21 protein-coding genes are annotated in these 23,530 nt (G+C 50.9%); 3 read left to right on the top strand and 18 right to left on the bottom strand.

Annotated elements, in window-relative coordinates:
• Positions 1 to 181: 181 nt before the first annotated feature.
• The 17 genes from C6Y40_RS05420 to C6Y40_RS05500 form a co-directional block, all read right to left on the bottom strand.
• Positions 182 to 5,209, bottom strand: a complete 5,028-nt coding sequence (locus C6Y40_RS05420; RefSeq protein ID WP_146129504.1) for a LamG domain-containing protein — start codon at positions 5,207 to 5,209, stop codon at positions 182 to 184.
• A 13-nt stretch (positions 5,210 to 5,222) separates the two neighbouring features.
• Complete coding sequence (locus C6Y40_RS05425; protein WP_146129505.1) at positions 5,223 to 5,609, bottom strand: type II secretory pathway component; 387 nt, start codon at positions 5,607 to 5,609, stop codon at positions 5,223 to 5,225.
• 28 nt (positions 5,610 to 5,637) lie between these two features.
• On the bottom strand, positions 5,638 to 6,498 hold the full coding sequence (locus tag C6Y40_RS05430; protein ID WP_105933703.1) for a PulJ/GspJ family protein: 861 nt from the start codon (positions 6,496 to 6,498) through the stop codon (positions 5,638 to 5,640).
• Positions 6,495 to 7,061, bottom strand: coding sequence for a type IV pilus modification PilV family protein (locus C6Y40_RS05435; RefSeq protein ID WP_105933704.1), 567 nt, complete (start codon positions 7,059 to 7,061; stop codon positions 6,495 to 6,497). The genes C6Y40_RS05430 and C6Y40_RS05435 overlap by 4 nt, the downstream gene beginning before the upstream one ends.
• Entirely contained in the window at positions 7,051 to 7,593 is a 543-nt protein-coding gene (locus C6Y40_RS05440) for a type IV pilin protein (protein WP_105933705.1), read from the bottom strand. The genes C6Y40_RS05435 and C6Y40_RS05440 overlap by 11 nt, the downstream gene beginning before the upstream one ends.
• 37 nt (positions 7,594 to 7,630) lie before the next feature.
• Positions 7,631 to 8,140 (bottom strand): type II secretion system protein, encoded by a 510-nt coding sequence (locus C6Y40_RS25395; protein ID WP_170308414.1) that lies wholly within the window; start codon positions 8,138 to 8,140, stop codon positions 7,631 to 7,633.
• A gap of 68 nt (positions 8,141 to 8,208) precedes the next feature.
• The gene (locus C6Y40_RS05450; RefSeq protein WP_105933706.1) at positions 8,209 to 8,853 is read right to left on the bottom strand and encodes a pilus assembly FimT family protein; all 645 of its coding nucleotides are present in this window, start codon (positions 8,851 to 8,853) and stop codon (positions 8,209 to 8,211) included.
• Positions 8,854 to 8,886: 33 nt separating this feature from the next.
• The gene (locus C6Y40_RS05455) at positions 8,887 to 9,402 is read right to left on the bottom strand and encodes a hypothetical protein (RefSeq protein WP_105933707.1); all 516 of its coding nucleotides are present in this window, start codon (positions 9,400 to 9,402) and stop codon (positions 8,887 to 8,889) included.
• A 5-nt stretch (positions 9,403 to 9,407) separates the two neighbouring features.
• A complete protein-coding gene (locus tag C6Y40_RS05460; RefSeq protein WP_105933708.1) occupies positions 9,408 to 10,628 on the bottom strand; it encodes a type II secretion system F family protein in 1,221 nt (406 codons plus the stop codon).
• Complete coding sequence (locus C6Y40_RS05465; protein WP_105933709.1) at positions 10,621 to 12,414, bottom strand: GspE/PulE family protein; 1,794 nt, start codon at positions 12,412 to 12,414, stop codon at positions 10,621 to 10,623. The genes C6Y40_RS05460 and C6Y40_RS05465 overlap by 8 nt, the downstream gene beginning before the upstream one ends.
• The gene (locus C6Y40_RS05470; RefSeq protein ID WP_170308415.1) at positions 12,411 to 13,526 is read right to left on the bottom strand and encodes a DUF6584 family protein; all 1,116 of its coding nucleotides are present in this window, start codon (positions 13,524 to 13,526) and stop codon (positions 12,411 to 12,413) included. Before C6Y40_RS05470 ends, C6Y40_RS05465 begins: the two co-directional genes overlap by 4 nt.
• Positions 13,523 to 14,446: an ExeA family protein gene (locus C6Y40_RS05475; RefSeq protein WP_105933711.1), complete on the bottom strand. Its 924-nt coding sequence runs from the start codon at positions 14,444 to 14,446 to the stop codon at positions 13,523 to 13,525. The genes C6Y40_RS05470 and C6Y40_RS05475 overlap by 4 nt, the downstream gene beginning before the upstream one ends.
• A 2-nt stretch (positions 14,447 to 14,448) precedes the next feature.
• Positions 14,449 to 16,131, bottom strand: a complete 1,683-nt coding sequence (gene mshL / locus C6Y40_RS05480; protein WP_420836928.1) for a pilus (MSHA type) biogenesis protein MshL — start codon at positions 16,129 to 16,131, stop codon at positions 14,449 to 14,451.
• A 1-nt stretch (position 16,132) separates the two neighbouring features.
• Positions 16,133 to 16,489 carry a general secretion pathway protein GspB gene (locus C6Y40_RS05485; protein WP_105933712.1) on the bottom strand — a complete coding sequence of 119 codons (357 nt, stop codon included), beginning with the start codon at positions 16,487 to 16,489 and terminating at the stop codon, positions 16,133 to 16,135.
• A complete protein-coding gene (locus C6Y40_RS05490) occupies positions 16,479 to 17,126 on the bottom strand; it encodes a type II secretion system protein M (RefSeq protein WP_105933713.1) in 648 nt (215 codons plus the stop codon). The genes C6Y40_RS05485 and C6Y40_RS05490 overlap by 11 nt, the downstream gene beginning before the upstream one ends.
• Positions 17,123 to 17,734, bottom strand: a complete 612-nt coding sequence (locus C6Y40_RS05495) for a hypothetical protein (RefSeq protein WP_105933714.1) — start codon at positions 17,732 to 17,734, stop codon at positions 17,123 to 17,125. The genes C6Y40_RS05490 and C6Y40_RS05495 overlap by 4 nt, the downstream gene beginning before the upstream one ends.
• The gene (locus C6Y40_RS05500) at positions 17,731 to 18,681 is read right to left on the bottom strand and encodes a type IV pilus biogenesis protein PilM (protein WP_105933715.1); all 951 of its coding nucleotides are present in this window, start codon (positions 18,679 to 18,681) and stop codon (positions 17,731 to 17,733) included. The genes C6Y40_RS05495 and C6Y40_RS05500 overlap by 4 nt, the downstream gene beginning before the upstream one ends.
• A 153-nt stretch (positions 18,682 to 18,834) precedes the next feature.
• Between C6Y40_RS05500 and C6Y40_RS05505 the strand changes: the two genes are divergently transcribed.
• Genes C6Y40_RS05505 through C6Y40_RS05515 form a run of 3 tightly spaced genes read left to right on the top strand, consistent with a single transcriptional unit; the run spans position 18,835 to position 21,718 of the window.
• A complete protein-coding gene (locus C6Y40_RS05505) occupies positions 18,835 to 19,425 on the top strand; it encodes a sugar O-acetyltransferase (RefSeq protein ID WP_105933716.1) in 591 nt (196 codons plus the stop codon).
• Between the two features lie 59 nt (positions 19,426 to 19,484).
• Positions 19,485 to 21,203: an Lcl C-terminal domain-containing protein gene (locus C6Y40_RS05510; RefSeq protein WP_105933717.1), complete on the top strand. Its 1,719-nt coding sequence runs from the start codon at positions 19,485 to 19,487 to the stop codon at positions 21,201 to 21,203.
• Positions 21,204 to 21,205: 2 nt separating this feature from the next.
• The gene (locus C6Y40_RS05515) at positions 21,206 to 21,718 is read left to right on the top strand and encodes an Lcl C-terminal domain-containing protein (protein WP_105933718.1); all 513 of its coding nucleotides are present in this window, start codon (positions 21,206 to 21,208) and stop codon (positions 21,716 to 21,718) included.
• Between the two features lie 9 nt (positions 21,719 to 21,727).
• On the opposite strand, the gene C6Y40_RS05520 is transcribed toward C6Y40_RS05515, so the two are convergent.
• Complete coding sequence (locus C6Y40_RS05520; protein WP_105933719.1) at positions 21,728 to 23,464, bottom strand: PHA/PHB synthase family protein; 1,737 nt, start codon at positions 23,462 to 23,464, stop codon at positions 21,728 to 21,730.
• Positions 23,465 to 23,530 lie beyond the last annotated feature (66 nt).

Raw genomic sequence — 23,530 nt, forward strand, 5'->3', positions numbered from 1 at the left:
TGGGGGCTATTTTGAGCAAGTAAACTCCCTGACTAAACCGAAAAAAACCAGCCATTGCCCTTATTTGCCTGTCGCTTTGCCAATGCTGCCCGCTCAGCGTTCAACGAATATACTGACTTAGTCCGGATAACAGGTATTTATGCCTATACAAGGTTACGCTGTTACCCTGCCTCTCGGTGGTTTAGTAGCCTTCCCGAATGTGTATGGTGCGGTCGTTGCCACGGTAAATACCAAAGAAGGCCTCACCGCTTGGTTTGTCATCGGTGTCGATATCACCGTCGCCATCCCAGTCGATGTTGAGATACCCGGCCCAGTCGGCACCACTTGCTGCTGGCTCCAGGGTTATTCTTACCGCACCACGCAGTGCTACGCCGTTCTGCATTGCCGGCCCCAGATTAATCATAGAGTCCGGACTTTTACCCGCGGATAACACGCCGGTACTACTAATGCCTGGGAGGTGACTGGTAATATCCTGCTCATCGTTACCCTCGGAAACATTGGCAATCGATACCTGCCCACTGCTTTGAGATAAACTTAAGGCAGTGCAGCTATCCTGCACGTTTATCATCCAGTTGCCATTATCATAATATTCCGTGACCAGCGGCGCCGTGAGGGTTTCGGTTTCCGGGCCAAAGGTATTTTCGATTCTGAGTCTGCCATAGCGCATTTCACTACCTTGAATCGACGGAATAGCAAAGCTTTGGCAGGTTCCGGGGTAAGCATTTTGATAACAAACACCATCGCTGTCAGTCAAAAAGACCGCCCCTATTGCCATGCTAATATCACCGGCAAACGGCGATCCATTGCCAGTACCCAACGTCGGCGACGCAATCTTTGTATACTGAAGTTCACTGTTGAACAACGAAATTGTGCCTTGTCCATCATAATCTGCCTGCTCTGCCACAATAGGCGTGTCAGCTTTATTCAGCGTTAGCAAGGTCCCCTGATAATTACTGTTATCTGTAAAACTTACGGCGGCTAAGCTGGCATTTCCTGGAGACAGTTTCCAGGCTGTATCCGAATAATTATGCGTAATCTGCCCTTGCGCATTTAATGCAGTGACTGACAGTTCAGGCTCACTGCCAATCTCCATCCCAAATGACTGACCAATATAAGTAAAAGCTGTACCACATTGAGCCGCCAGTTGTGGTGTGGTGGTCAGCATCACGTCGAAATAAGCCGGAATAAAACGATTCAATGTAAGACTATCCGCATTCAGAACGTGGCCCAAATAGGCAGCATCCTGAACATCCCAGATATAAGTTCCTGTTTCATCGCTGTTAGCCTGACCGTAAAGCCATTCACCGTTAGTAAAACCACCTACTCTGGTGCTGACCCACGTGCTGTTTATTGCACTGGTTAATATCTGCGAGTCTGAAACTTTTAAACGGGTTTCACGAGCCCTAGCTGACTGAGGCGTTATTCGCGTCAAACTCATTTGCAGTAAACCCGGAGAATACCCGGGCAATACACTACCAGCGGCTCCTACAGCTTTAATAGCCAGTTCGAAGTCTGCGCCCGCAACTTGCGGCGTGGCAGCAGTACTGGCCAGCTCTAATGCAGCCGGGATACTATTGAACTGTGCGTTGCCAGAATCAAGTGCCACACCGGCAATGTTAGCAGAAGCCTGCAATGCTATCTTGCCAGCATCTGCATAGTGATACCCCCTCAGACTTGCTTCACCATTTTGGTTAAAAGTGACACTGACGGTGCCGCTATTGTCTGTGCTGCCATCCCCGCTCACCGGTACACCGGCAAAAGGGACTGAGCACTGATCCGTTGAATAAGATGTGCCACCGTCGATACAATCATAAGTCAGATTGATATTCTGTGAACCGGTTAACAGCGCCTCACACACGCCTGAATTATCACGCACAACCCTCAAGCCAATACGCCCCAGATCCGACTCAGCAATAAGATCCGGTAACGTTGAACGGTAGGGCGATAATGCATCGTAAAACTCAAAGCCAGCATTAACAAAGTTGATACTACAGTTGGCAGAACACGTTGTGGCATGCTCAGCACTCGAAGCTGCTCCGCCCCCGGTTACGGAAATTCCGAATGCACCGACTTGAGCCTGCTGAAGGCTTATAGAAATGCTACCAGTGAATGTTAACGGCACGGTCTCAGACCAGTCACCGGCGGGTAAGTTAACGTTGACTGCGTGTGATACCAACTGAGTGCAATCAGCATTGGCACAGGCTTTTAGAGTAATTTCAGCACTATCACAGGTAAGCGCCTGCGAAGGATGCACCACTTCGTAGTGATGAACACTTGAGCACGCCGTTGTGTTGCGCATATCAGTACGAATCAGCGCGAGGGATTGCTCAAAACTGTAAATTCGCACATCGTCGAAATAGCCGTTAGCTGAATTAGCAGTCATATCGGCAACAATGTATGTAGAAGAATTGTCGCCAATAATCAAAGAGCCTAAGGCTCCTAATGTAGACTGCGACAGGGTAGACTGACCACCGATGAATGCCTCGCGGCCGTTAATAAAAAGATGAATATCCTGACTGACAATATCCCAGGAAAGGCCAATGTGAACCCACTCATCGGCCATAAAACTCATCACATTTGAACGGTATTGCAGGTCTTTATCCGCTGAGTCCTCCAAACCAAATGCCAGTTTTCCGCTATCCAGTAATGTCAGATAAAAATACTTATCCCCGAGACTGGCATCCAATAGTTGCCTGTTACCTCCATCAATCCAGGGAGCATTGCTGCGATACCAAAATGACACTGTTCCTCTTTCACCGATCGCATTTACATCAACTAAGGTGTCAACAGCAACTTTCGCGGTATCATCATTGTAGGGCACGTTTAACGCCCTGCATGAGACCGGTGAAGACACTAGCTCAGGTGATACGCCGTTAAGTGGTGTGCCGTGCTGACTATTTCCGGAGCTATCTTCAACACTGGCTGCACCTGACCACGACAAGGCTTCAAACTTATACTCAGCTATTGGCCCCGTATCATTACAATTGATACAGGTATAATCTGCCGCATCCACTAACGCCTGCACCTCACCGGCAGAAAGTAGTCCGCTGTAGAGCCTGATATCGTCCAGACTTCCAACAAGATATTGACTTGCTAACGAAGAATCAGCAGCTCCCTGAGCAAAATTTTCGCCTGATGCGCCGAATACTAATGGTTGCTCGTTCTGACTCCAGGAATAAGCGGCAGTGTAGCCGCCTTGATACACGCCATTGATATAATACTTCATCCCATCAGCACTCCATTGATAGGCAATGTGATGCCATTGTCCTGTACTCAAGGTCACATCACTCACCACTTCGTCGGTTTGCTGACTTGTCTCCTGATGCAAGATAATTTGTCCGAGCCCATTAATATAAGCGGTGAAATAGCCGTTATTATTTGACTGACGACCATCCTTTGATACCAGCGCCATCCGATCGCTGGCAAGACCGGAAAGTGAATCCACTTTAAACCAGAATGCTATTGTTCCTGAAGACAAAGCAAAATCAGTTTGATGTTCAACGTCGACAAAGGCGTTTCCGTTGAAGTCCAGAGCCTGACAAAATCGGCCGGTGTCGTTTACGCCGATACCTGAGTGAGACGTACCGTGGTAACCACTTTTTACATCAACCACATCTCCGGTCTGGCCATTCAGACTACAAACATCGAAATTCCAGTGTGAAATCAAAAAAGCGGAGGACTGACAGGTAATACAGGTTCCTGCCTGCAGGTCATAAAGCAACGTTACCTGTGCTGCGCTTAACTCGCTGTCATAAATACGTAAATCATCCAACTCACCACGGAAAAAGTCCGTCAACTGCGCTATATTCTGAGACGGGCCATCGAGATTGCCGGCATTCGCCGCGAGCGTGATTAATGCGTCATTGGCCAATACACTTTCAGTGTAATTGTTATTTGTAGCGGCCAGCACCTTATCCACATAGAGACGCATACCCGCCTTCCCTGCGGTGTAAACAATGTGGTGCCATTGTTGCTGGTTAATTACCGGAGCTGACTGCATCTGGTAACTGGCACTCCGTGATTGTTGTTTTACAGAGATATTGCCAGCGGTTGTTACTGATAGCGAAAAATGCCCCCCGGCTCCAAAACCTTTGACATCTTTAGACAGCATAGTCATAAGACCTGCCGCTGACTTATGGCTATAGCTCAAATCATCCGTGCGCATCCAAAATGACACTGAAAAGTCATCTTTTGCATAAGCAGGCTGATGCGGGATACTGATTATGTCATCAATGCCTCGAAACTGGCCGGCCTGACAGCGAATACCATTTTCTTTTATGCCAGGCAAATTACTTGAGGTACCGTTATTTCCAGCAATGAGCTCCGGTAAATCATTGTTTTTTCCTGATAGGCTACATACATCAAATGGCCAGTGGCCAACCGGTTCAGGAAGTGTTTCCTGAGTCTCACAAAGGTTTCCTGCCGGCAGCTTATAAATAGCAGAGGGCGCATAAGTAATGGCGGCTTCATTTTGGAGCAGGATATTTCGGGCATTCACCGCACCAACATGTTGGGCCCGATAACCGTAGTCAATTCGCTTTTTAATATACAGAAAGCCATTAATCTGAACTTCATTGTGAATCTTTACGTTATTGTGAGCAATCAGCAGAAGGTTACCAGGATCGGCGTCGTCGAAGCGATTTAATCCAGCCTGGAACTTAACCTCGAAGTCATGTTTTACATACAGCGTTACCTTTGCACCCGGCATTAAACGAAGGTTGGTTTCGTTGTCCATATTCAGCGTGTCTATCCAATAGGTGCCACTCGACAAGTACACCGTTGCCCGGTATTTCAAATCCAGCTTATCAATGTAGTAGGTACCACTTGCCGTAGTATTAAGAACGCTTTCGTTACTTAGCTCGATGTTGTCGTAGTGACCGGGACTGATAGCGCCGGTTTCTCGATAATTCAGGGTCAAGTCGCTTTTGCTGGACGACTTTTTGAATGATTTTAAAGTAAATGACTCAGATTGATTTCCGGATATGCTGCAGGGCGCTGAATCGCAACTGGTCCCCGCAGATTGATCGTCCATTCGCTTAACTTCCAGCTCACCATCGCTGCCAATAAGACGAGAGTGGTAATTAAACGTAATTTCACCACCAGAATGATAAGAGGAGGCAGGGTCAGGAAAAACACTGGAGCAGCTGGCAGCCGCCGCCAACATGGCAGGCAACCATAACAGTAGAATACAACAACGCAATACAGTCACTGCTTACCCTTTATTAACGTTCTTCGAACGCATCCAGCTCGAAGGTCCGGCTGGCCCAAATATCATTCGCCCGGCAGATACCGGTACTCTCAAAGCGATAGTAATTATAATCGACATTTTGTTTTACCACCTGAGTGGTAGTGCAGGTTGCCTGATAACTGCAGTTTTCCAGCCCATCGCCGGTGCTGAAGGCAGCATTACTGGTAATAGTGGTACTACAGGTTGCCACCGGACTGTTTAATGGAAAAGCGGTGCTGAGTAATCGCTGTACGCCACTCTGAGCCGCCATTTTCGCTCTGGCGCCGAGCACCTCATATACCACCGACTGATTGGATGACGATAGCAGATTAACCATAGTAATGCCCAAAAAGGCGAGTATGATTATAATGAACAACGTCATCACCAACATACTCCCGCGTTGGCGTTTGTCAGGGAATATTAGCAATGTGGATCTCCTGCTGATAAGCAATCTGTTCATTATTATCGATAAAGCGCAGACGAATTTCGGCTATCGAGTTACTCTGCAGACTGGTAGAAATAATCCGGAACGGGTCATCCTCCTGCGGATTATTCACCGGATCAGCCGACAACACATTGGCCACATGCTCGGCAATCACCGGCAGGCCGGGGAAAGCCCCTAACTGATTCACCAGTAAATCATTTTCATAGCGGATCAGACGATTCTGATAAACACAGTAACTCACGGCCCGGTCGATCAGATAAACCCGGGAAGCAGGTGATTCCTGCGCCAGTAACCCGGTCACCTCAAGCTGCACAATGTTATCACTGTCATCCAGCGTGGTGCAGTCGCCGTCACCATCATCGCTGCAACCGGACACGGTAACCCGGTGGCCATTATTGGCATCAAACACATCCTCACTGCGGGTAGGATACACTACTGCAAAATTATCGCCGCCGGGCAGCTCATAGGGCACATTGTTTATATCGTGCAGGGCAACCACGTCGATTTCGTAGGTGGAATCGCCGGCATCAGGCAAATCCGTATACACCGTAGCCCAGTTAATCGGCACAAACTCCATGCAGTGATAACTGGTGTTACCGGTTATTCTGACGCTGTTAGGTAAGGCATTGCGTAGCTCCCGTTTAAGCCGTTCAATAGCAAAACGGCTCTCGGAGAGCAGTTGCTCACGGGTACTGACATCTATATAGGTTTGCATAGAACCACGCACAAAGCTGGCAATGCCAGCGCTGGCCACACCGAGAATGACAATAACGGTGACCAGTTCAATAAGGGTAAATCCGCGGCTGCGCCGGGTGGTACTGATCATACGTTCCACCGGTAACTGCTGAAGGTTATGGCTTCACCGCCGGGCGTGGTTACGGTTATGACAATCCGCTTTACGTTGCCAATAACCGTGCCGCTACCACCGGCATCGTCATTGACGCCGTCTTCGTTATCATCATAGTAAACCTGAACGGCGACAGAGAAACCGGTATACAGACTCTCGCCATTGTAAAGCACTGGCAGGCCCTGGGCCGACAATATAGTCGCCCCGGATTCATTCAGGCCATTGTAATCATCAATATCATCAAACTGAGCGCGACCTTCGCCGGCATCGGGGCCGAGATTTCCCGAAGTCGTACAGGGTATAGATTCATTGCAGCGCTCGCCGGTGCTGCTGTTAGCCAGGTTGTTATCGAACGCGCGGGCATTAATTTCGCTCATCAGCGATTGCGCCAACTCGCTGGCCCGTACCTGCCAGATGGGCTCCACACTGAGCCGCGACTGCGGGCCAATCAAACCAATGATCACCATCATAATGATGGAAAACACAGTAATACCAATAATCAGTTCAACGAGGGTAAACCCTTTTACCACTTTAACAGGCATGGATGTAGCCCTCGCTTTCAATACAAACATCCACGCTTGACTCACCAGTGATAGTTACCCGGCACGGCGTTCCCGTACCACAGTTAGCTGCATTGTTCAGCGGCCTGCCCAGCGCATCAAACCCGATATAACTGAAGTTAATCAGCGCACCATCGGCACTGGATAAACTCAGTCCTTCATCGGTAAGCTCGGTGCCCACGGTGGCCAGAAAAGCCGGTGCATCACTGGCTATGCCGCTACCGCACGTAGCACTGCCGTTACCGGGTGCATAATCGAGAGATGGTGGTCCGTACGCGCTACTGGCGCCGTACTGAAAGTTGAGCCGGAAGCAAAACCCGTCACGGGTATCCTGCATGGCTCTGATTTGCATATTACGGAGGGCGGACACGAGGCGGTCCTGATAGGCATATTCAACATAGCCCTGGCGGCTTTGAAGTCGGGTGCCGGCCACAACGGCCAGCACGCCGATTAAGGTAATGACTGTGATTAACTCAACAAGACTAAAGCCCGCGCTACAACGAATTCCTGCCATAGCACAACCTTATTAAATCTAACTATTAAAAAGAGTATTAACAACCATCAGATTGAACAGTAATTGTTGGTGACTCACCTTCTGCTGTAGGCTCGATATATAAAACCTGGCAGGCATTATCCGTGTCGGCATCATATGTAACGCCGTTAGGAGTAAATGCATTTGTACCCAATGCAGGATTTCCGGTCTGACCATCGCCCACAAGTAAAGTCCAATCGGCAGCGGCGATTTCAACCCAGGCATTTGCCGACGCTGAAGTCATAAGTTCTGCATCAGGATAACCAAAATCCGTCTCGACGGTAGTGGAGCCTATTTCTACCTGAGTAGTGCTGTCGTTGGCATTCGCATTTCCTTGCTCACCAGCAATGGATGATTTCGCATAGACTAAATTAGAGCCACCTTGTAACGCAGCTTTAAGACCCTGAAGGGTTGATGCCCGAGCATCGCCCTGGAAGTCAATAAACCGCGGTGCGGCTGTTACAGCTAAAATGCCTAGGATCACGATCACGACGATCAGTTCGATTAAAGTAAAACCACGCTGTTGCATGTTAATTCCCCTCAAAACAAGTTTTTCTATTATTCACTATTTTTCAATCGAGTACAGTGTTTACTGTACTAATTAGACGAATTGTTAGTATTGTTGCTAAAGACTACCACCTGACCGATTCTGGGATCGTATATAAATCCATCCCCAACAGTGTCATCGGTTGGCGCATTCTGTAAATTCCGCACTGATTTACTCAAATAATAAAAGCACAGGTCATTACCGCCGGAGCCTGTCCCATTACTGAAGTTAGTAAAATAACGGAAACTGTCAAATGGCCGGTTTGCCCAGTTAGACGTAATAGTTGGTGCGCTCTGCATAATCAGATTAAAAATACTTTCGCAGTCCAGCGCTGACATGGCATCGTCTTCGGTGCTGTTATCGTTGTTCAGTTGCCCGGTGGGATAGCCGGTATTACGGTCGACACCAACAATAATACCGTCGATGGTGACAAACGACAGATTGGCGCCCTGATTATCCCGCGGTCGGGCCTCAAGCTCCCACTCCGCCCTGACCAGGCCAACACCAGTCGCGAACCCACCGGAAACCGCCTCAATAGTGGCATCTTCGGCCTGTTCGGTAACATCCAGGAAACGCGGAATAGCCACTGCTGCCAGTAACCCCAGTAAGACCACTACAATAGTGAGCTCAATGAGGGTAAAACCTTTTACACCCGCGATCTGCGAACCCGCGTTGTGACGTTTACAATTTGTCATAGATAACTCCTGAACTCCCAATTTATTCACGAACTAGTCATTCCCTGATTGTTGAACAATACCCGTATAAATACTGTAGTCGAAATAGGGCCCGGTACTCACCCGGTAGCGACACCGTGCATTTGGTGTTTGCTCCCCTTCATTATCACTGGCGTAGTAATCACCCAGTACCCGAAATCCTTCAACCCGGGTTGGCGTATTCAGTAATTGCTCCCAGAGCTGCAAACAACTCTCTGAGCTTGGCTCGACTTTGGGCCAGCCAAAGTGAGCCATTCTGACCGGCCGGCGGCCGACTTCCTTACCTTCGTTGTCGTAATGCACCAGCATAATCATTTCCGGACGACCTTCTGCCTGCCACTGCCAGTGAGCATTGGTTGCGCTGGTCGCAAACTGACGGGCGTAGCCCCGCATGATTTCTGCTTCCACGTCTGGTTCACTGTCGTACACATAAATAATCGCGGTGGCCATCAAAATGGTAAACACAACGACGACCGCCAGGTTGACCAGCACCTTATTAAGGTTATGTTCGGCAACGTCTTTTGATTTCAAGCTTATTACCCCTTAATCGCACTCATCATGTCCCACATCGGGGTAAAGATACCCAATGCCAACACCAGTACCATACCTGCCACAATACCAATCAATACCGGCTCTATTTTGGCCGTCAGGCTATTGAGGTCATAGTCGACTTCACGTTCGTAAAAGTCTGCCACCTCAGCTAGTAGTTCATCTACCCGACCAGTTTCTTCACCCACATTAACCATTTGCAGCACCATGGGAGTAAACAGGCCGCTTGCCTGAGTCACCCTCGACAGGTTTTCGCCCTTCTCAATGCTCTGGCGCATATCAATAATCTTGGTTTCCATAAAGCGGTTGCCCACCGCTTCTGCCACCAGATTGAGCGCCGTGGTTAACGGTAAACCGGCTTGCAGCATCATCGAGAAACTGCGACAAAAACGGGCGAGCAGCGAGCGCTCTATGACTTTACCAATAATCGGCAGCTTCAGTTTCTTGCGGCTCCAGGTCAGGTTTCCATCCGGCGTTTGTAAGTAGTTACGTACACCAAGAACTATAGCAATTAAGGCACCAATTAATATGTACCACTGATTTATAAAAAAGTCAGACATGCCTAACAGGAAGCGGGTCATCACCGGCAATTCGGCGCCAAACTTATTAAACATATCGGCGAATTTCGGGATAACAAAAATGTTCATAATGATGAGCGCCGCCACCAGTGCGAACACTACAAAAATCGGATAGCGGGTTGCCGCTTTAATCTGGCGACGGGTTTCCTGCTCACGTTCAAGGTAACCGGCTAACTGCAAAAATGCCTCATCCAAACGACCGGTATTCTCACCCACGTGCACCACGCTAACGTATAACCGGTCGAAGATTTCGCTGTGCTGGTGCATGGCTGAAGACAGCGTGCGCCCTCTTTCCAACAGGCTGATGATATCGGTCAGGGCTATTTTAAGGCGCAACGACGATGACGATTCGGCCAGACTGCTTACCGCTCGCAGAATCGGAATACCGGCATGAGTGAGGGAATACATCTGACGAGACAAAATCACCAGCTCATCAAGACTCACCTTAGGGGTAAGGAAATTAACCTTTACCTCGCTCTGTGTCGCCCCGCCTTCTACCGGATTAATAGAAATAGGTGTAATGCTGCGCGCCAGCAACATTTTAGCCGCTGCGTTAGCGTCAAGCGCATCAAGCATGCCGCTTTTCATTTCGCCACCAGGCTCACGGCCGGTATAGCTGAACCTAGGCATCCGGTAAGTCCTCCAGACTCAGGCCGCCTGTATTGCCATTATTGCCAGAATCGCGCTTTGTGGATTGCTCATCCTGCTCTTGGCTTTGCGGGAGCTCGGCAACCATTTCCACCAGTTTCAGTACCTCTTCTACCGTTGTCTGGCCCATTTTGGCATAGGTCAGCGCAACGTGAGACAGCGGCTTATATCCCGGACTGCGTAAGGCATGCTCACCAAAGGCAACAGTGTCACCGGCTTTTAATGCATTCATCATCGGATCGGTCAGTTCGAGCAGTTCAAACACGCCCATCCGGCCGCGATAACCGGTATGGTTACACTTCTGACATCCCTTGCCCCGTTTAAAGGTAACGTTATCCAGGTTGTTATCAATATGCCCGAGCCAGAACAGCTCATCGTGTGAAGGTTGATGCTCTACTTCGCAATTATCGCAAATCCGCCGCACCAGACGCTGGGCAATGATACCTCGCAATGAACTGGCAACAAGGTAGCCTGCAGCGCCCATATCGAGCAAACGAATAGCGCTGGATACGGCATCGTTGGTGTGTAGCGTGGATAATACCAGGTGACCGGTTAACGCACCGCGCAATCCAATTTCCACGGTTTCCTGATCCCGCATCTCACCCACCATGATGATATCCGGGTCCTGACGCAAGGTGGTCCGCAGTACGCTAGAGAAACTAAGTCCGATACGGCTGTTTACCTGTACCTGATTAATGCGCGGCAAACGGTATTCAACCGGGTCTTCAACGGTAATAATTTTGCGCTGCGGCTGGTTTAATTCACTCAGGGCACCATACAGCGTGGTGGTTTTACCGGAACCGGTCGGCCCTGTTACCAGGATCATGCCGTGAGGCCGTTTCAGTAATACCCGTAAACGGTCGAGTAATGGCCTGGGCATGCCGGTTTCATCCAGGGTTAATACGCCGGCTGACTGATCCAGCAAACGCATAACCACTGCTTCACCGGTTTGTACCGGCATAGTTGATAAACGCACATCCACCCGGTGACCTTTTACGCGGACCTGGGTACGGCCATCCTGCGGCAAACGCTTTTCTGAAATATCCAGACCCGCCATCAGTTTAAGGCGTAATACCAGCGCTGCGGCAATGTTATTTTCCGGAATAACAGTTTCCTGCAATACCCCGTCTACCCGCTGCCGGATGCGTAATTGCTGCTCATCTGGCTCGATATGGATATCCGAGGCCTTGGCCTGTACCGCATCCTCAAAGATCGACTGCAGCAGGCGGGCAACGGCAGTATCCTGCTCGTCCTCTAGCCCGGCGGTAAGCTCAAACTCCTGCTCATCGCGGTACTCATTGGCCAGCTGTTGGGCAAAAGAGGCAATTTCATCGGTGCGCCGGTAGAAACTGTCGTAAGCGCCAAACAACTGCTGTTCACTTACTACGGCCACTTCAATGGGCTTGGGCAGGATCTCGCCAAGGTTATCCACGGCGGTGAGGTCGGCCGGATCGCTCATTCCCACCAGTAACTTATCGCCACGGTCTTCCAGCACCAGTGCCCGGTAACGACGGGCCTGCACTTCCGGCAGCAGTTTGACCGCAGCCGGATTAACATTAAAGTGATCAATGTCGATCAGTGGCACATTTAAGTGGGTGGAGAGCAGTTCCAGCAACTGCTTTTCGGTAACCAGTTCCATGGCTATCAAAGTGGCGCCGAGCTTGCGGCCGGTCTGGCGTTGTTCAGCCAGCGCCGACATCAGTTGAGGCTCGTCTATCAGCCCCTGCTGAACCAGCAGATCACCCAGCCTGACTTTTACACCACTCATGATGAAACTCCTGTCAGATTAGTTAAGCGCTGGCGAATAAATTGTTCTATACCGTCCTCGAGCTGCCTTAGTGACAACGCTTCCCGATAGCTGCTTAGCGCGAGGGCTGTGTAACCCTGTTTGTCGGCAACCACCGCCTGACCGAGCCACCATTTAGCGGTCTGACTATCAAGCACAACCAGTTGTGCGTAGTCCTGCAGCGCGTCATCGAGCAGGCCGAGCTTTTGCGCCAGCGATGCCCGGTAGCCTAACAGTTCAATAGATGGCTGGGTGTAGTCGTTAACGTCCTGCAGCGTGTAATAAGCCAGCTTGGTCTCGTTTTGCTGCACCAGCAAGCGCGCATACATTAGTCTGACACTACTGTCGGCGGGCATATCCGCCACGGTTTGTTGCAGTAACTGCTGGGCGTCGGTGGTGCGGCCAGCACTGAAATACAGGGCGGCCAGACGTTTACGGGCGGCCACATTATCAGGTTGCTGGCGGATCAGCGTACGTAACAACTGCACAGCCATTGGTGTATCGTTCTGGCTCAGAGCCTGACGGATTTGCGCTTTAAGGGCTTCTTCCGGATTCGCGGCACTGGGCTTAATCACCGGCTCAGCGGGCGCTTTATCAGGCTCGGGGGCTGCTGTTAGGGAAGGTTCTGATACAGATGCGTTGCCACCTGAATACGCAGCCACTCTCTCCAGCGCACTGGGTTGAGGATCACCGGCAGAGGACTCGGTGCGTTTAGGTTGCGCATTGATATCGACCGGACCATCCATTACGCCCATGGTATTTTGCGGCTTTGTAATTGGTGAAGCTGTAATCTGTCTGGGTTCTTCAGGCTCAGCCGTTTGTGGTTCCGGCTCTTCAGGCGCTATTGCCCGGGCGGCCACGGCATCAGGTACAATCTGGTTAATCGGCCCTACTGAGGGGCTTTGTGACAGATTATCCTCGTTGGCAACCGGCCATAAGTAAACGGCGCCAATAGCTATTACGCCAAGCAGCAGAATGACAGCAATGCGCAACACTGACGAGGACTTTTTAGCAGGCGGCTGATAGTTAGCCGGCGTAGCCTGACTGGCTTCCCGGTTCTCTAAGTCTTTCAGCATTTTATTGACTACACTCACAGTGTCGCCCTCATGTTCCATATCCCTGCAATCATCGCAATCACTACTACTGTGGTCGCTAATAGCAACCATTTACTCTGGGGGTTAAACCACCACTTACTGCTCACCGTTTGCGCTGCTTCTGTATCGGCAGATGCCGCAGCGATGTGCTCCGGTTCTACGGCAGACTTGCCTTCGCCATAAGCCAGCATTAACGCTTTATGGGCCAGCACATTCACTACCCGTGGCGTGCCGGCACTCGCGCGGTAGAGTAACTCACAGCACTGACGATTAAATAAATCGGTGCCATGATATCCAGCCACATTGACCCGGTGCCTGACGTACTGATACACCTGATCGGGATCCATAAGCGCCAGGCTGTAACTAAAGGTAATTCGCTGCCGTAACTGGCGTAACTCCGGCAAGGCCAGCTTTTCGTCCAGCTCCGGCTGCCCGAATAACACAACCTGAAGTAACTTGCGCGACTCAGTCTCCAGATTGGTCATCAACCGTAACGCTTCAATACTTTCTGTGGGCAACGCCTGGGCCTCATCAATAATCAGCACCGCGCTTTTCTGCTGCTGATGAATGGCAATCAAACGTTCCTGAATCTTTTGCGTGAACGCCTGCTGATCGCAGTCGCTGCCCAGCTCCACGCCTAACTCATTGGCCACCGCACGCCGTAACTCGGTGGGTGACAGCATCGGGTTTGGCACGTAGGCAGCCACAAAATAATCCGGTAACTCATTTAGCAACTTTCGGCAAATCAGCGTTTTACCGGTACCCACTTCGCCGGTAACCTTGATAAAGCCCTCACCGGTTTTCAGTGCCGTCAGCAATACCTGCATGGCCTCATTGTGGCTCGGCAAACCGAAAAAATAGCTGGTATTCGGGGTCAGCGTAAAAGGCAGTTCACGGATACCAAAGTGATACAGGTACATAATTAGTCTACGTACAACCAGTCGGCCATTTTTTCACGGCTTAATTCAATTTGTTCCGCCCAGGTCCCACTGCCAATAACCGTGGGTTTAAGCAGGATAATCAGCTCTTTCTTGGTCTCACGCTGGCTTTTGTTAGTAAACAATTCGCCCAGTAGCGGAATATCACCAAGCAGCGGCGTTTTTGATTCTGAATCAGTCAGGCTGGTTTGCATCAGGCCACCAATAACAACAATTTCGCCCGACGCTGCTTTAATGATGGTGTCAGACTCACGTATGGTACTTTGCGCCAGCGGCAGGACAATTTGCTCCTGGTTCAGGCTTACTACTTTTTCCTGCTCCTGGGTTTCGATAACGGAAGGGTGAACGTGCAGCAACACTGAGCCGTTTTCATCTATTTGCGGCGTTACATCCAAGGCGATCCCGGAAAAGAACGGGGTAAGTTCGATATTAGGGACAACCGATGTGGTGGTGGAGGTGATGGTGTTCTGACTCGACACATCCGTTACGAAATACTCATCGTCACCCACTTTAATCACCGCTTTTTGGTTATTAATCGCGGTGACTCTGGGACTGGACAACACCTGCACATTTCCCTGCGTAGACAGCAGTGAAATAACCCCGGAGAAATCCTGGTTAAGGAACGATAAGCTGGTAACGCCACCCAGCGAGGCTGAAATTTCATTACCAATGGTGGCCGCGGTATTACTGAAGGTAAAGTCGGTGCTGCCAACGTTTGCCACTACCTCAGACCAATTAATGCCCTGCTGGTAGCCGTCATCGAGAGCCACTTCAAGAATTCTGGCTTCCAGAATCACCTGGCGCTGCAGGCTTGCCTCGGAGGTTTTCAGGAAACGTTTAATATCACGGATCTCATCCGGCATAGCTCGAATGGTAACCAGGCCCGCTTGTGGGGTAACAAATACCGCACGGCCGCCTTCGGTACCAATCATCGACTCCAGTGACGCTCTCAGATCGGTCCAGAAATCGGTCTCTGTACGGGTTGAAATAGAGGTGCCATTAATATTGTTTCCAAACTGGTTACCCAGATTGTTACTGTTGGCCGAATTACCGCTGAAATTGTTAAAATTGCTATTAGAATTTCCGTTACCGTTGTTATCGGCCTGGGAAACGCCGCCAGAGATAATGCTGGTTTGTGTCGAGCCGTCCCGCTTCATCAGCAGGTAATTTACGGCCAGTGTTTCAGTGCGCATGCCGGCGGGCAGCACTCTGAACACATTACTCTTGCGACTGATATCAAAGCCGTAAAGGTCGCCCAACAGCTCCATCACCTGCTCCATGGAGACCTGTTTTAAGCTCAGGGAAATTTCACCGCTGACGTCGGGGTGAATAGCCACGCTGTAGGGCGTATCTGCCACCAGGCCGGTAAAAAAGGCTTTGACGCCTACGCCATCGGCTTCGATGTCGTACTTTTCCGGGCCGAATAACGAGGGGCGCTCACCGGTGGTTGCCACATCGCCAAGTAAATTGGTCACACTGTCCGGCACGTCCTGCAATGAATCCGGTGACGCTTTGGTCTTTTTCTGCGCGGCTTGTTCATGTGCAATTTGTTCAGCCAGTTGCTGTTTTAATGATTGTTCTACCACGGATTCTTCGGGTGTCGACTGACAGCCCGCCAGTGCCATAGCGAGAGCGATGTATATCAAACGTTTAGTCATGCTACTCATTTTAATAATTCTCTGCTGCATTGGTTTTCACGTTGCCCCGTTGGCTGACCCATAACGTCATTGTTTTCCAAACCCCGTTTTCATCATGCGCAATCACCACACTACGTGGATTGATTTCTTTGATTACTGCGCCCTGTATTGTCTGCCCTTGTTTAACCGGTTTACCATTTATCACCGCAGTCCGGCTCGCGCCCAGCTGTAATACGGCTTCCAGTTGTAATTCAACTGCAGCTGTGGCTACCGCCGCACTCGCCTGAGAGGCAGCGCGTGCCGGGCGCGTTGGGTCCTCAAGCACCTGAGCTCCGGCGGGGCTAACGAGCATGGATATCAGCAACAAAGGGGACACTTCATTCAACACCTATAAACGCCTTTTCAGTACTCAGAGTGTAAACCTGAAGGGTCACTTCAGCAGTGGGATATTCCTTTACGTGATAGGCCATGGAGCGCCAGTACAGCTTGTCTGACAGTTGCTCCAGGCGGGCCAGAAAATCGCGTACCGCAAAATAACGGCCTTCGAAGGTCAGCGTAACCCCGTGCTGGTATAGCGGGACCTCTGCCATAGCCGGGTTATCGGCAAAAATATTTTCCGGGCTGACTGAGGCCATTTCGATGAGTTTTAGCCCATCAGCCTGGGAAAACACCTGCTCGATGAGCGCGGGCATTTGCCGGGGCAGGATTAAATCGGCCAGCTGTGCAGCAAAGTTTTCCTGCAGGCGCACCATACGCTTATCCACCTGGGCGATCTGCTGCTTCAGGCTAGCATCCGGATCTTCGGCCAGCGCCTGCTCATAAACCAGTTGCAGCTCTTTAAGGGTGGTAACTTCGTTGCGGGCAATCTCAATACTACTGCTCGTTTTACCGTTTTCCTTAATGCCAGGCTCAATCAGCAAAAAAACCAGCACGGCAAGGACCACCACCATTCCCGAGGCAAAGATTAACACCTTCTCGCGCTGACTCAGCGCGGCAAATTTTTCTTCGTACAGGTCAAAAGTCACCGCAGACCACCTTGTTGCGTTGTTTCCGGCACCCGGGCCATGTTTAATTCAAAGCGCAGTTGCTCATCGTCCCGGTATAGTCGGGTGGAATCAAAGGTGCGACCGGAGAAAGCCGTAGTCTGCCCCAACCGTTGTAACCATTTGGGCATGGCCTGAGGGCTACTCAGCTGCCCTTGCAGTACCATCATGTTTTCGCTGACTTCAATGGTATCGAGCCAGATATCCTGACCATCTTTCTGAGCCAGGCTATCGAGCATCCCGGCAAAGCCCTGCTGCTTAATTTGTTCGCGCTGACTAAGTTCGCGCACCAGCAGTTCACGATTTGCCAGTTCCTGCTGACGTTGTTCCAGAGTGCGGGTAAGGCCAGCATCCGGTTTACGTTGCTCAAGCGTGGTTTTAAGGTTGTTTACCGAAGCCGATAACTGCTGTTGCTGGTCCTGAACCTCTGCCAGTTCGGTGCGTTTAGAAGCGCCATACCAGGCGACACCCGCCCAAATGAGTAACAGCACAGAGAGAGTTGCTCCCCATGCTAATAACACACTGGTAAGCGAGAGCAAGTCGAGGCGCGGGGCAAACTCGGCAGAATAAAAATTAATCCTGTTTTTCATGCCGCAGCCTCGTTTTTAACCTGCGGCTCAGCAGACCCACAAATCGCTGCACCAAGACTGGAATAATTGACCCGGGTTACCGACATGCCCGGCTCGGCGGCAGTCACTGCGGGGGTGAGATCATTGACTCTGGCACTCACCACCTGTTCAATCTGACTGGCCAGTGCATCCCGATGAGGCGTATCGAGGCGCATCATAATCTGTCTTACCGGAGCTTGGCGTAACTGGCTTTCATAAAAATCCATAGAGCGCTGAATCTGCACACTTAACGACTCACCGATGCCCATTCTGAGCTCGTCTTCAGTAAAGCTACCCAGGTTCTCAAAGCCTTTGAGTCGGCGGCTAAAATACAGTTGGCCGTCTTTGATGATATTCAGACAAATTTCCTCTCCGGCTTCCTGCACCACGGTAAGGATGGGGTCGGATTGCACCGGGACTAATTCGCAGGTAGCAAGTTCTTCAACGGTAATTAGTTGGAGCACCAGACCTGCGTTAAATACTGCTTCGCTGACATTCTCGACATCGTCTTTGGGTAAGGCAAACACGTTAATTCTGGCATTGCCGGCCAGCGGCACCGGTAAATCGGTGTAATCGATGGCCATTTCTTTATCGCTGCCGGTGAGTTCTTTTACCGACCAGGACAATGCCGCGGTGATTTCATCGGCTTCCACTGTGGGACGGTCAATTTGCAGAATCTGATACCAATGAATTGAAAACGCCACATAAGCGGGGGTGCCGGCCAGGCCGTGTTTATCGACCCATTTGGCAAGGTGAGCGCCCCAGTGAGAAAAGCTGACAGTCTCTTCAAACGCCAGGGTAACTTCGCCGTTTTGTTTTTTAAGCGCACAAAACGTTACCGAATCCAGCGACACTGCAATGCCGATTGCATGATAGCCAGATTTTTTTTGGAATTTTTGTTTGAGGAAAGAACGCCAACCAATGCGCATATATTTTTATAACTTCGTATAATTATTAGTTAAATTACAACAGAGTTTAGCTCAAAGTACCAGTGCCGGATACCACACTTTTGTCGAACAATGTACCAAATGCCCGTCACCCTTTATAATTAAAGCTTAACTCTCTGACATCAGGGTACATTTTTGACCAGCCAAGCCTCCCCAAAGGCCCCCGCTAAAAGCGTTTTCGAAATGGCAGGCGGAGCGACCTACGCCCCGGCTGATGTGCCTTTTGAGCAGGCAAGGCAGGCTTCCCGGCAATGGTGTCACGACTATAACCAGCTAACCGATGCCCGCCAGCGCCAGGCCGTGCTGATATCACATCTAAAGTGCCCGGGGTCGGTACAGATTGAATCAACCTTTCAAATCGAATATGCCCTTAACTGCTCCATTGGCAAAGGCTGCTTTATCAATCATAACGCGACCTTTCTTGATGTCTGCCCGATCAAACTGGGTAATCAGGTACTTGTCGGCCCCAATTGTATTATCTCCAGCGCAGTGGGGAGAACACAGATTTGGCCAGAGCATTATCCGCCAGAGGAGGCCGGCCTGCCGGTTTCAATTGGTCACCGGGTATGGATTGGTGCTAACGCCACTATCTGTGCCGGCGTAACGATTGGCGATAACGCGGTGATTGGCGCGGGCAGCCTGGTGACCAGCGACATCCCTGCCAATGCCGTCGCCTACGGCGTTCCTGCCACTGTACAGCGTAATATTACACAAAGTACTCAATAATCAGCCCGGGGTGGCCGATAACACTCACAGTGTTGTGCCAAAAAGAGTGATAACGTCTGATGAAAGGAATAATGAGCCTGTTGCCTTTACGTACCCGTCATTTGATGATGCGGGCTGCCCTGTTGACGCTAGCCCTGCTGTTGAGTGCATGCGGCGGTGGGCTGAGTAAGGATGACTCGGACGAAGCCTTTGCCGTCAATGCCGGTCGCGATCGCGCGGCAGCAGAACAAAGCGAAGTGAGTTTATCGGCACAGGTGTCTTTCCCATCCGGGGCCGTAGTTTACAACTGGTCGTCAACACCGGCGCTTACCATCACCCATGATGACACCAGCATTGCCACGGCCAGTCTGACCACCCCGGTTGTTACCGCCGACACGCAGTATGTGGTCACTGTAAGTGCCACCGACAGTGCAGGTCAGTCGGCTTCAGATAGCTTCACACTTACCGTAACCCCGGACAACCTGCCTCCCACAGCTATTATCACTCTTAGCGACTGGCCGGATTTACCGCCCGGCACCTACCCGGCAGGCGTATCCCTGACCTTTGACGGGCGCAACAGCTCTGACAGCGATGGTACCAGCAGCGAAGAAATTAGCGCCTGGGCATGGCAACAAACCGCCGGTGATGATGTGCTGACCGGCATTGAGACCGACCAGTCGACGCTGGTGATCGACACGCCGATTTCAGATACCCGGCAAACCCTGACTTTCAGCCTGATGGTAACTGACGATGAAGGAGCGGAAGATACCACAACGCATTCTGTTACTGTTCTGTCAATGAGTGAGACGCCGCCTGAGGTAGATGCGGGAATAGATCAGGCGTTGTTTGGCGGTGAGCGAATTGTGCTGGCCGGCACCGCCACGAGCACGGTACCTGCAGCTGCGCCAATTGCCACCTTATGGACTTACAGCGGTGATGCAGCGCCGCAAATTATCAATCCGAATACTGCCGACACTTACGCTATTGCGCCACTGGTAGACAGTGCCACCACTCTGGATTTTTACCTCACCGGGGAAGATAGGTTTGGTAACGAAGTGACCGATCATTTGCGGGTACTGGTGCGCCCATTTCCGGTGCGGGTCCTCAATGATACCGGCATGACGCAGCAGGCCACTAACACTACGTTATCGGCCACTCAGCAAAACGCGTTTCCCGGTCAGGATGGTCAGCGTGGTGCCGATGCGCTGGCCCACAACAACGTGCTGGAAAAAGCAGGTCGCGGCGAAAACGGCTTCGATTTTACCAAGCTCAATGCCAATGGCGATGAAGAGGATGTGGATGCACCGCAGTTCAGTTGTGTACGGGATAATGTTACCGGGCTGGTGTGGGAAGTAAAAACTACCGACGGCGGCCTGCGCGACCTGGATCACCGCTACAGTTGGTATGCCGAAGAAAACAACGGTGGCGCGCCCGGCAACCTTAATGGCACCAACACCAGTTGTACGCTGGCGAGCTGTAATACCAGTGCTTACATTGACGCTGTTAACAGTGCGGGATTATGCGGCTTTTATGACTGGCGTCTACCCAATCATCAGGAATTGATGTCACTGGTACACTTTGGCCGTACTGCCCTGCCGCGCATTGATACACAGTATTTCCCCAACACCGGAGCCGACAGCGCCGCTACGCTCTGGTACTGGACTGTCCAGCCCAGCGCCGATGGCGTAAGCAATGATGCCGCGCAAAACGCCTGGGCCATTGATTTTATCAGTGGGGTAGATAATTTTCTTAATAAGTCAGATGCAGTAAGCATCCGGCTGGTCAGAGCGGGACGATAATCATGAAACGCCTAATCACTTTACTGTTTAGCCTGGGAGTAATGGCCCAGCTCTCAGCTCAGGAATGCCTTACCAATGCGGTTGAATCCACTCCGGATGAAGAATTCAGCCCATTCGTTACGGGCACCGTTTTACATATTCGCACCGGCCTGATCTGGCAGCGCTGTGCGGTAGGGCAAACCTGGACCGGCGAAACCTGCAGCGGCGAAGCAGAACAGCTGACCTGGCAGCAGGCGCTGGTATATGCCCGGGATTATGACGCTGAATTACTGGAAGGCTGGCGTGTTCCCAATGTCAAAGAACTGGCCTCTCTGACCGAGAAAAACTGCGTAAGACCGTCGGTGAATACCGCGTTTTTCCCGGCGACACCGCAAGACAGCTTCTGGTCGTCCACGCCAAGCCTGAACGACCCGGAAAGGGTCTGGACCGTGGCCTTCTTTAATGCCAGTTATTCCATTAAAGAAAAGCAACGGGCAGTCTACCTACGGCTGGTGCGCACCAATCTTCTCGAGTAACCTCCAACGCTATTGCGCCAGCACATAATCGCCGGGAGCGGCCGGTAACGTCTTAATGGCTTCCACCGGTCTGGCGCTGACCTTACGGCTTGACTGTGAGGTTAGCCATTGCTGCCAGACCGGCCACCAGGAACCTTCCTGTAATGGCACTTCATCAAGCCATGCCTGGGGTGGCAGATAAGCCCCGTCTTCTTTACGGGTAGCCATCTGATAAACCCGATGGGCATGACCAGGTTCACTGATAATCCCGGCATTATGCCCACCATTGGTCAGTAAGAATGTAATATCCTTATCAATCAATAAGTTAATTTTATACACCGATTGCCATGGCGCGACATGATCCTTGGCGGTACCGACTACAAACAACGGTACCTGAATATCGGCCAGCGCAATGGGCCTGTCATCCACCATAAACTGACCGCTCGCCAGCGAATTATGTAAATAACACTGGCGCAAATATTCGGCATGCATGCGCGCAGGCATGCGAGTAGCGTCTTTATTCCAGGTCAACAGGTCGTTAGGGTGCTGGCGTTCACCTAGCAGATATTCTTTTACCCATCGCGACCACAGTAAATAATTCGCCCTCAGCAGAGTAAAAGTGCCAGCCATGCTTTCTTTGGGCAGGAAACCGTTTTTAGCCATCACCGCCTCCAACATCGACAACTGGCTTTCGTCAATGAATAACCTGAGGTCGCCGGCATCACTGAAATCGGTCTGTGCAGCCAATAACGTTAGCGCACAAAATGGATTACGCTTTTCCCGGGCCAGCCAGGCCGCAGCCATCGTCAGCAGGGTGCCCCCCAGACAGTAGCCAACCCCATTGATTTGTTCCCCGGGTACCCGTTGCTGAACGGCTTCTATTGCCTCACCAAGGCCTTTCTTCAGGTAATCGATCAGGCCAACGTTATGATCCTCTTGTTGAGGATTTTTCCAGGAAATCATAAATACCGTATGGCCCTGCTGCACTAAATACCTTATCAACGAGTTGTGCTCAGACAGATCCAGAATGTAGTACTTCATAATCCACGCCGGCACTACCAGCACGGGCTCAGCGCACACCTCTTCGGTGTCCGGGCTGTACTGAATAAGCTCCAGCAGGTTGTTTTTGAATACTACCTGGCCAGGTGTGACGGCAATATTTTCGCCTACACGGTAGGTTTCCTGGCGTTGAAGCTCAGGTTCCCTGAAGTACTGTTGCTGGATGTCCTCGATAAAATTATCAACGCCTTTCACCAGGTTCGCCCCGGCAGACTCCAGGGTTTTATGAATAACCTGCGGGTTAGTAGTCATGTAGTTAGCCGGTGACAAAGCTTCCAGCCACTGCCGCACGGAAAAGTTCACCATATCAGTATGGTGTTTTTCAACGCCCTGCACATCGCGGGTGGCCAGTTGCCACCACTGGCGCATGGCCAGGTAATTTTGCCGATACACGGCATAGGGCCAGGTTTGCCATTCGGGACCGGATAGCCGGTTGTCGTCTGCGGCTTTTTCGAGGTTTTTATTGAGCGTACTGGCATTAGTCAGACTTAAGTCCAGTAGTGCCTGCTGTTTACCCAGTGACAGCAGCAAATGAATAAACCAATCGGTAAAAGCCAGCGAATAAGCCACCGGATCGATGCCTCCGGTGAACTGCGCGAGGAGTTGATTAATGGCATAATCAGGATTAAGCGGTTCACTAACATCGTAGGGTACCGCATGCTGATCGGTGTAAGTATATTCAATAACGTTACTTTCGTGGTTTATCACAACAAGTCTCCCAGACTGTTTTGTTCAGCATAACAGCTTCAGCGCTTAAAAAGCTTGATCTTGATC

This window comes from Marisediminitalea alba (assembly GCF_002993365.1).
Taxonomy (GTDB): Bacteria; Pseudomonadota; Gammaproteobacteria; order Enterobacterales; family Alteromonadaceae; genus Alteromonas; species Alteromonas alba.

Bases quoted from the DNA above. Each gene is read 5' to 3' on its own strand.
- C6Y40_RS05425 (WP_146129505.1), bottom strand. From the start codon at position 5,609: ATGACGTTGTTCATTATAATCATACTCGCCTTTTTGGGCATTACTATG.
- C6Y40_RS05430 (WP_105933703.1), bottom strand. From the start codon at position 6,498: ATGATCAGTACCACCCGGCGCAGCCGCGGATTTACCCTTATTGAACTG.
- C6Y40_RS05435 (WP_105933704.1), bottom strand. From the start codon at position 7,061: ATGCCTGTTAAAGTGGTAAAAGGGTTTACCCTCGTTGAACTGATTATT.
- C6Y40_RS05440 (WP_105933705.1), bottom strand. From the start codon at position 7,593: ATGGCAGGAATTCGTTGTAGCGCGGGCTTTAGTCTTGTTGAGTTAATC.
- C6Y40_RS25395 (WP_170308414.1), bottom strand. From the start codon at position 8,140: ATGCAACAGCGTGGTTTTACTTTAATCGAACTGATCGTCGTGATCGTG.
- C6Y40_RS05450 (WP_105933706.1), bottom strand. From the start codon at position 8,853: ATGACAAATTGTAAACGTCACAACGCGGGTTCGCAGATCGCGGGTGTA.
- C6Y40_RS05460 (WP_105933708.1), bottom strand. From the start codon at position 10,628: ATGCCTAGGTTCAGCTATACCGGCCGTGAGCCTGGTGGCGAAATGAAA.
- C6Y40_RS05465 (WP_105933709.1), bottom strand. From the start codon at position 12,414: ATGAGTGGTGTAAAAGTCAGGCTGGGTGATCTGCTGGTTCAGCAGGGG.
- C6Y40_RS05475 (WP_105933711.1), bottom strand. From the start codon at position 14,446: ATGTACCTGTATCACTTTGGTATCCGTGAACTGCCTTTTACGCTGACC.
- mshL (WP_420836928.1), bottom strand. From the start codon at position 16,131: ATGAGTAGCATGACTAAACGTTTGATATACATCGCTCTCGCTATGGCA.
- C6Y40_RS05495 (WP_105933714.1), bottom strand. From the start codon at position 17,734: ATGAAAAACAGGATTAATTTTTATTCTGCCGAGTTTGCCCCGCGCCTC.
- C6Y40_RS05500 (WP_105933715.1), bottom strand. From the start codon at position 18,681: ATGCGCATTGGTTGGCGTTCTTTCCTCAAACAAAAATTCCAAAAAAAA.
- C6Y40_RS05510 (WP_105933717.1), top strand. From the start codon at position 19,485: ATGAAAGGAATAATGAGCCTGTTGCCTTTACGTACCCGTCATTTGATG.
- C6Y40_RS05515 (WP_105933718.1), top strand. From the start codon at position 21,206: ATGAAACGCCTAATCACTTTACTGTTTAGCCTGGGAGTAATGGCCCAG.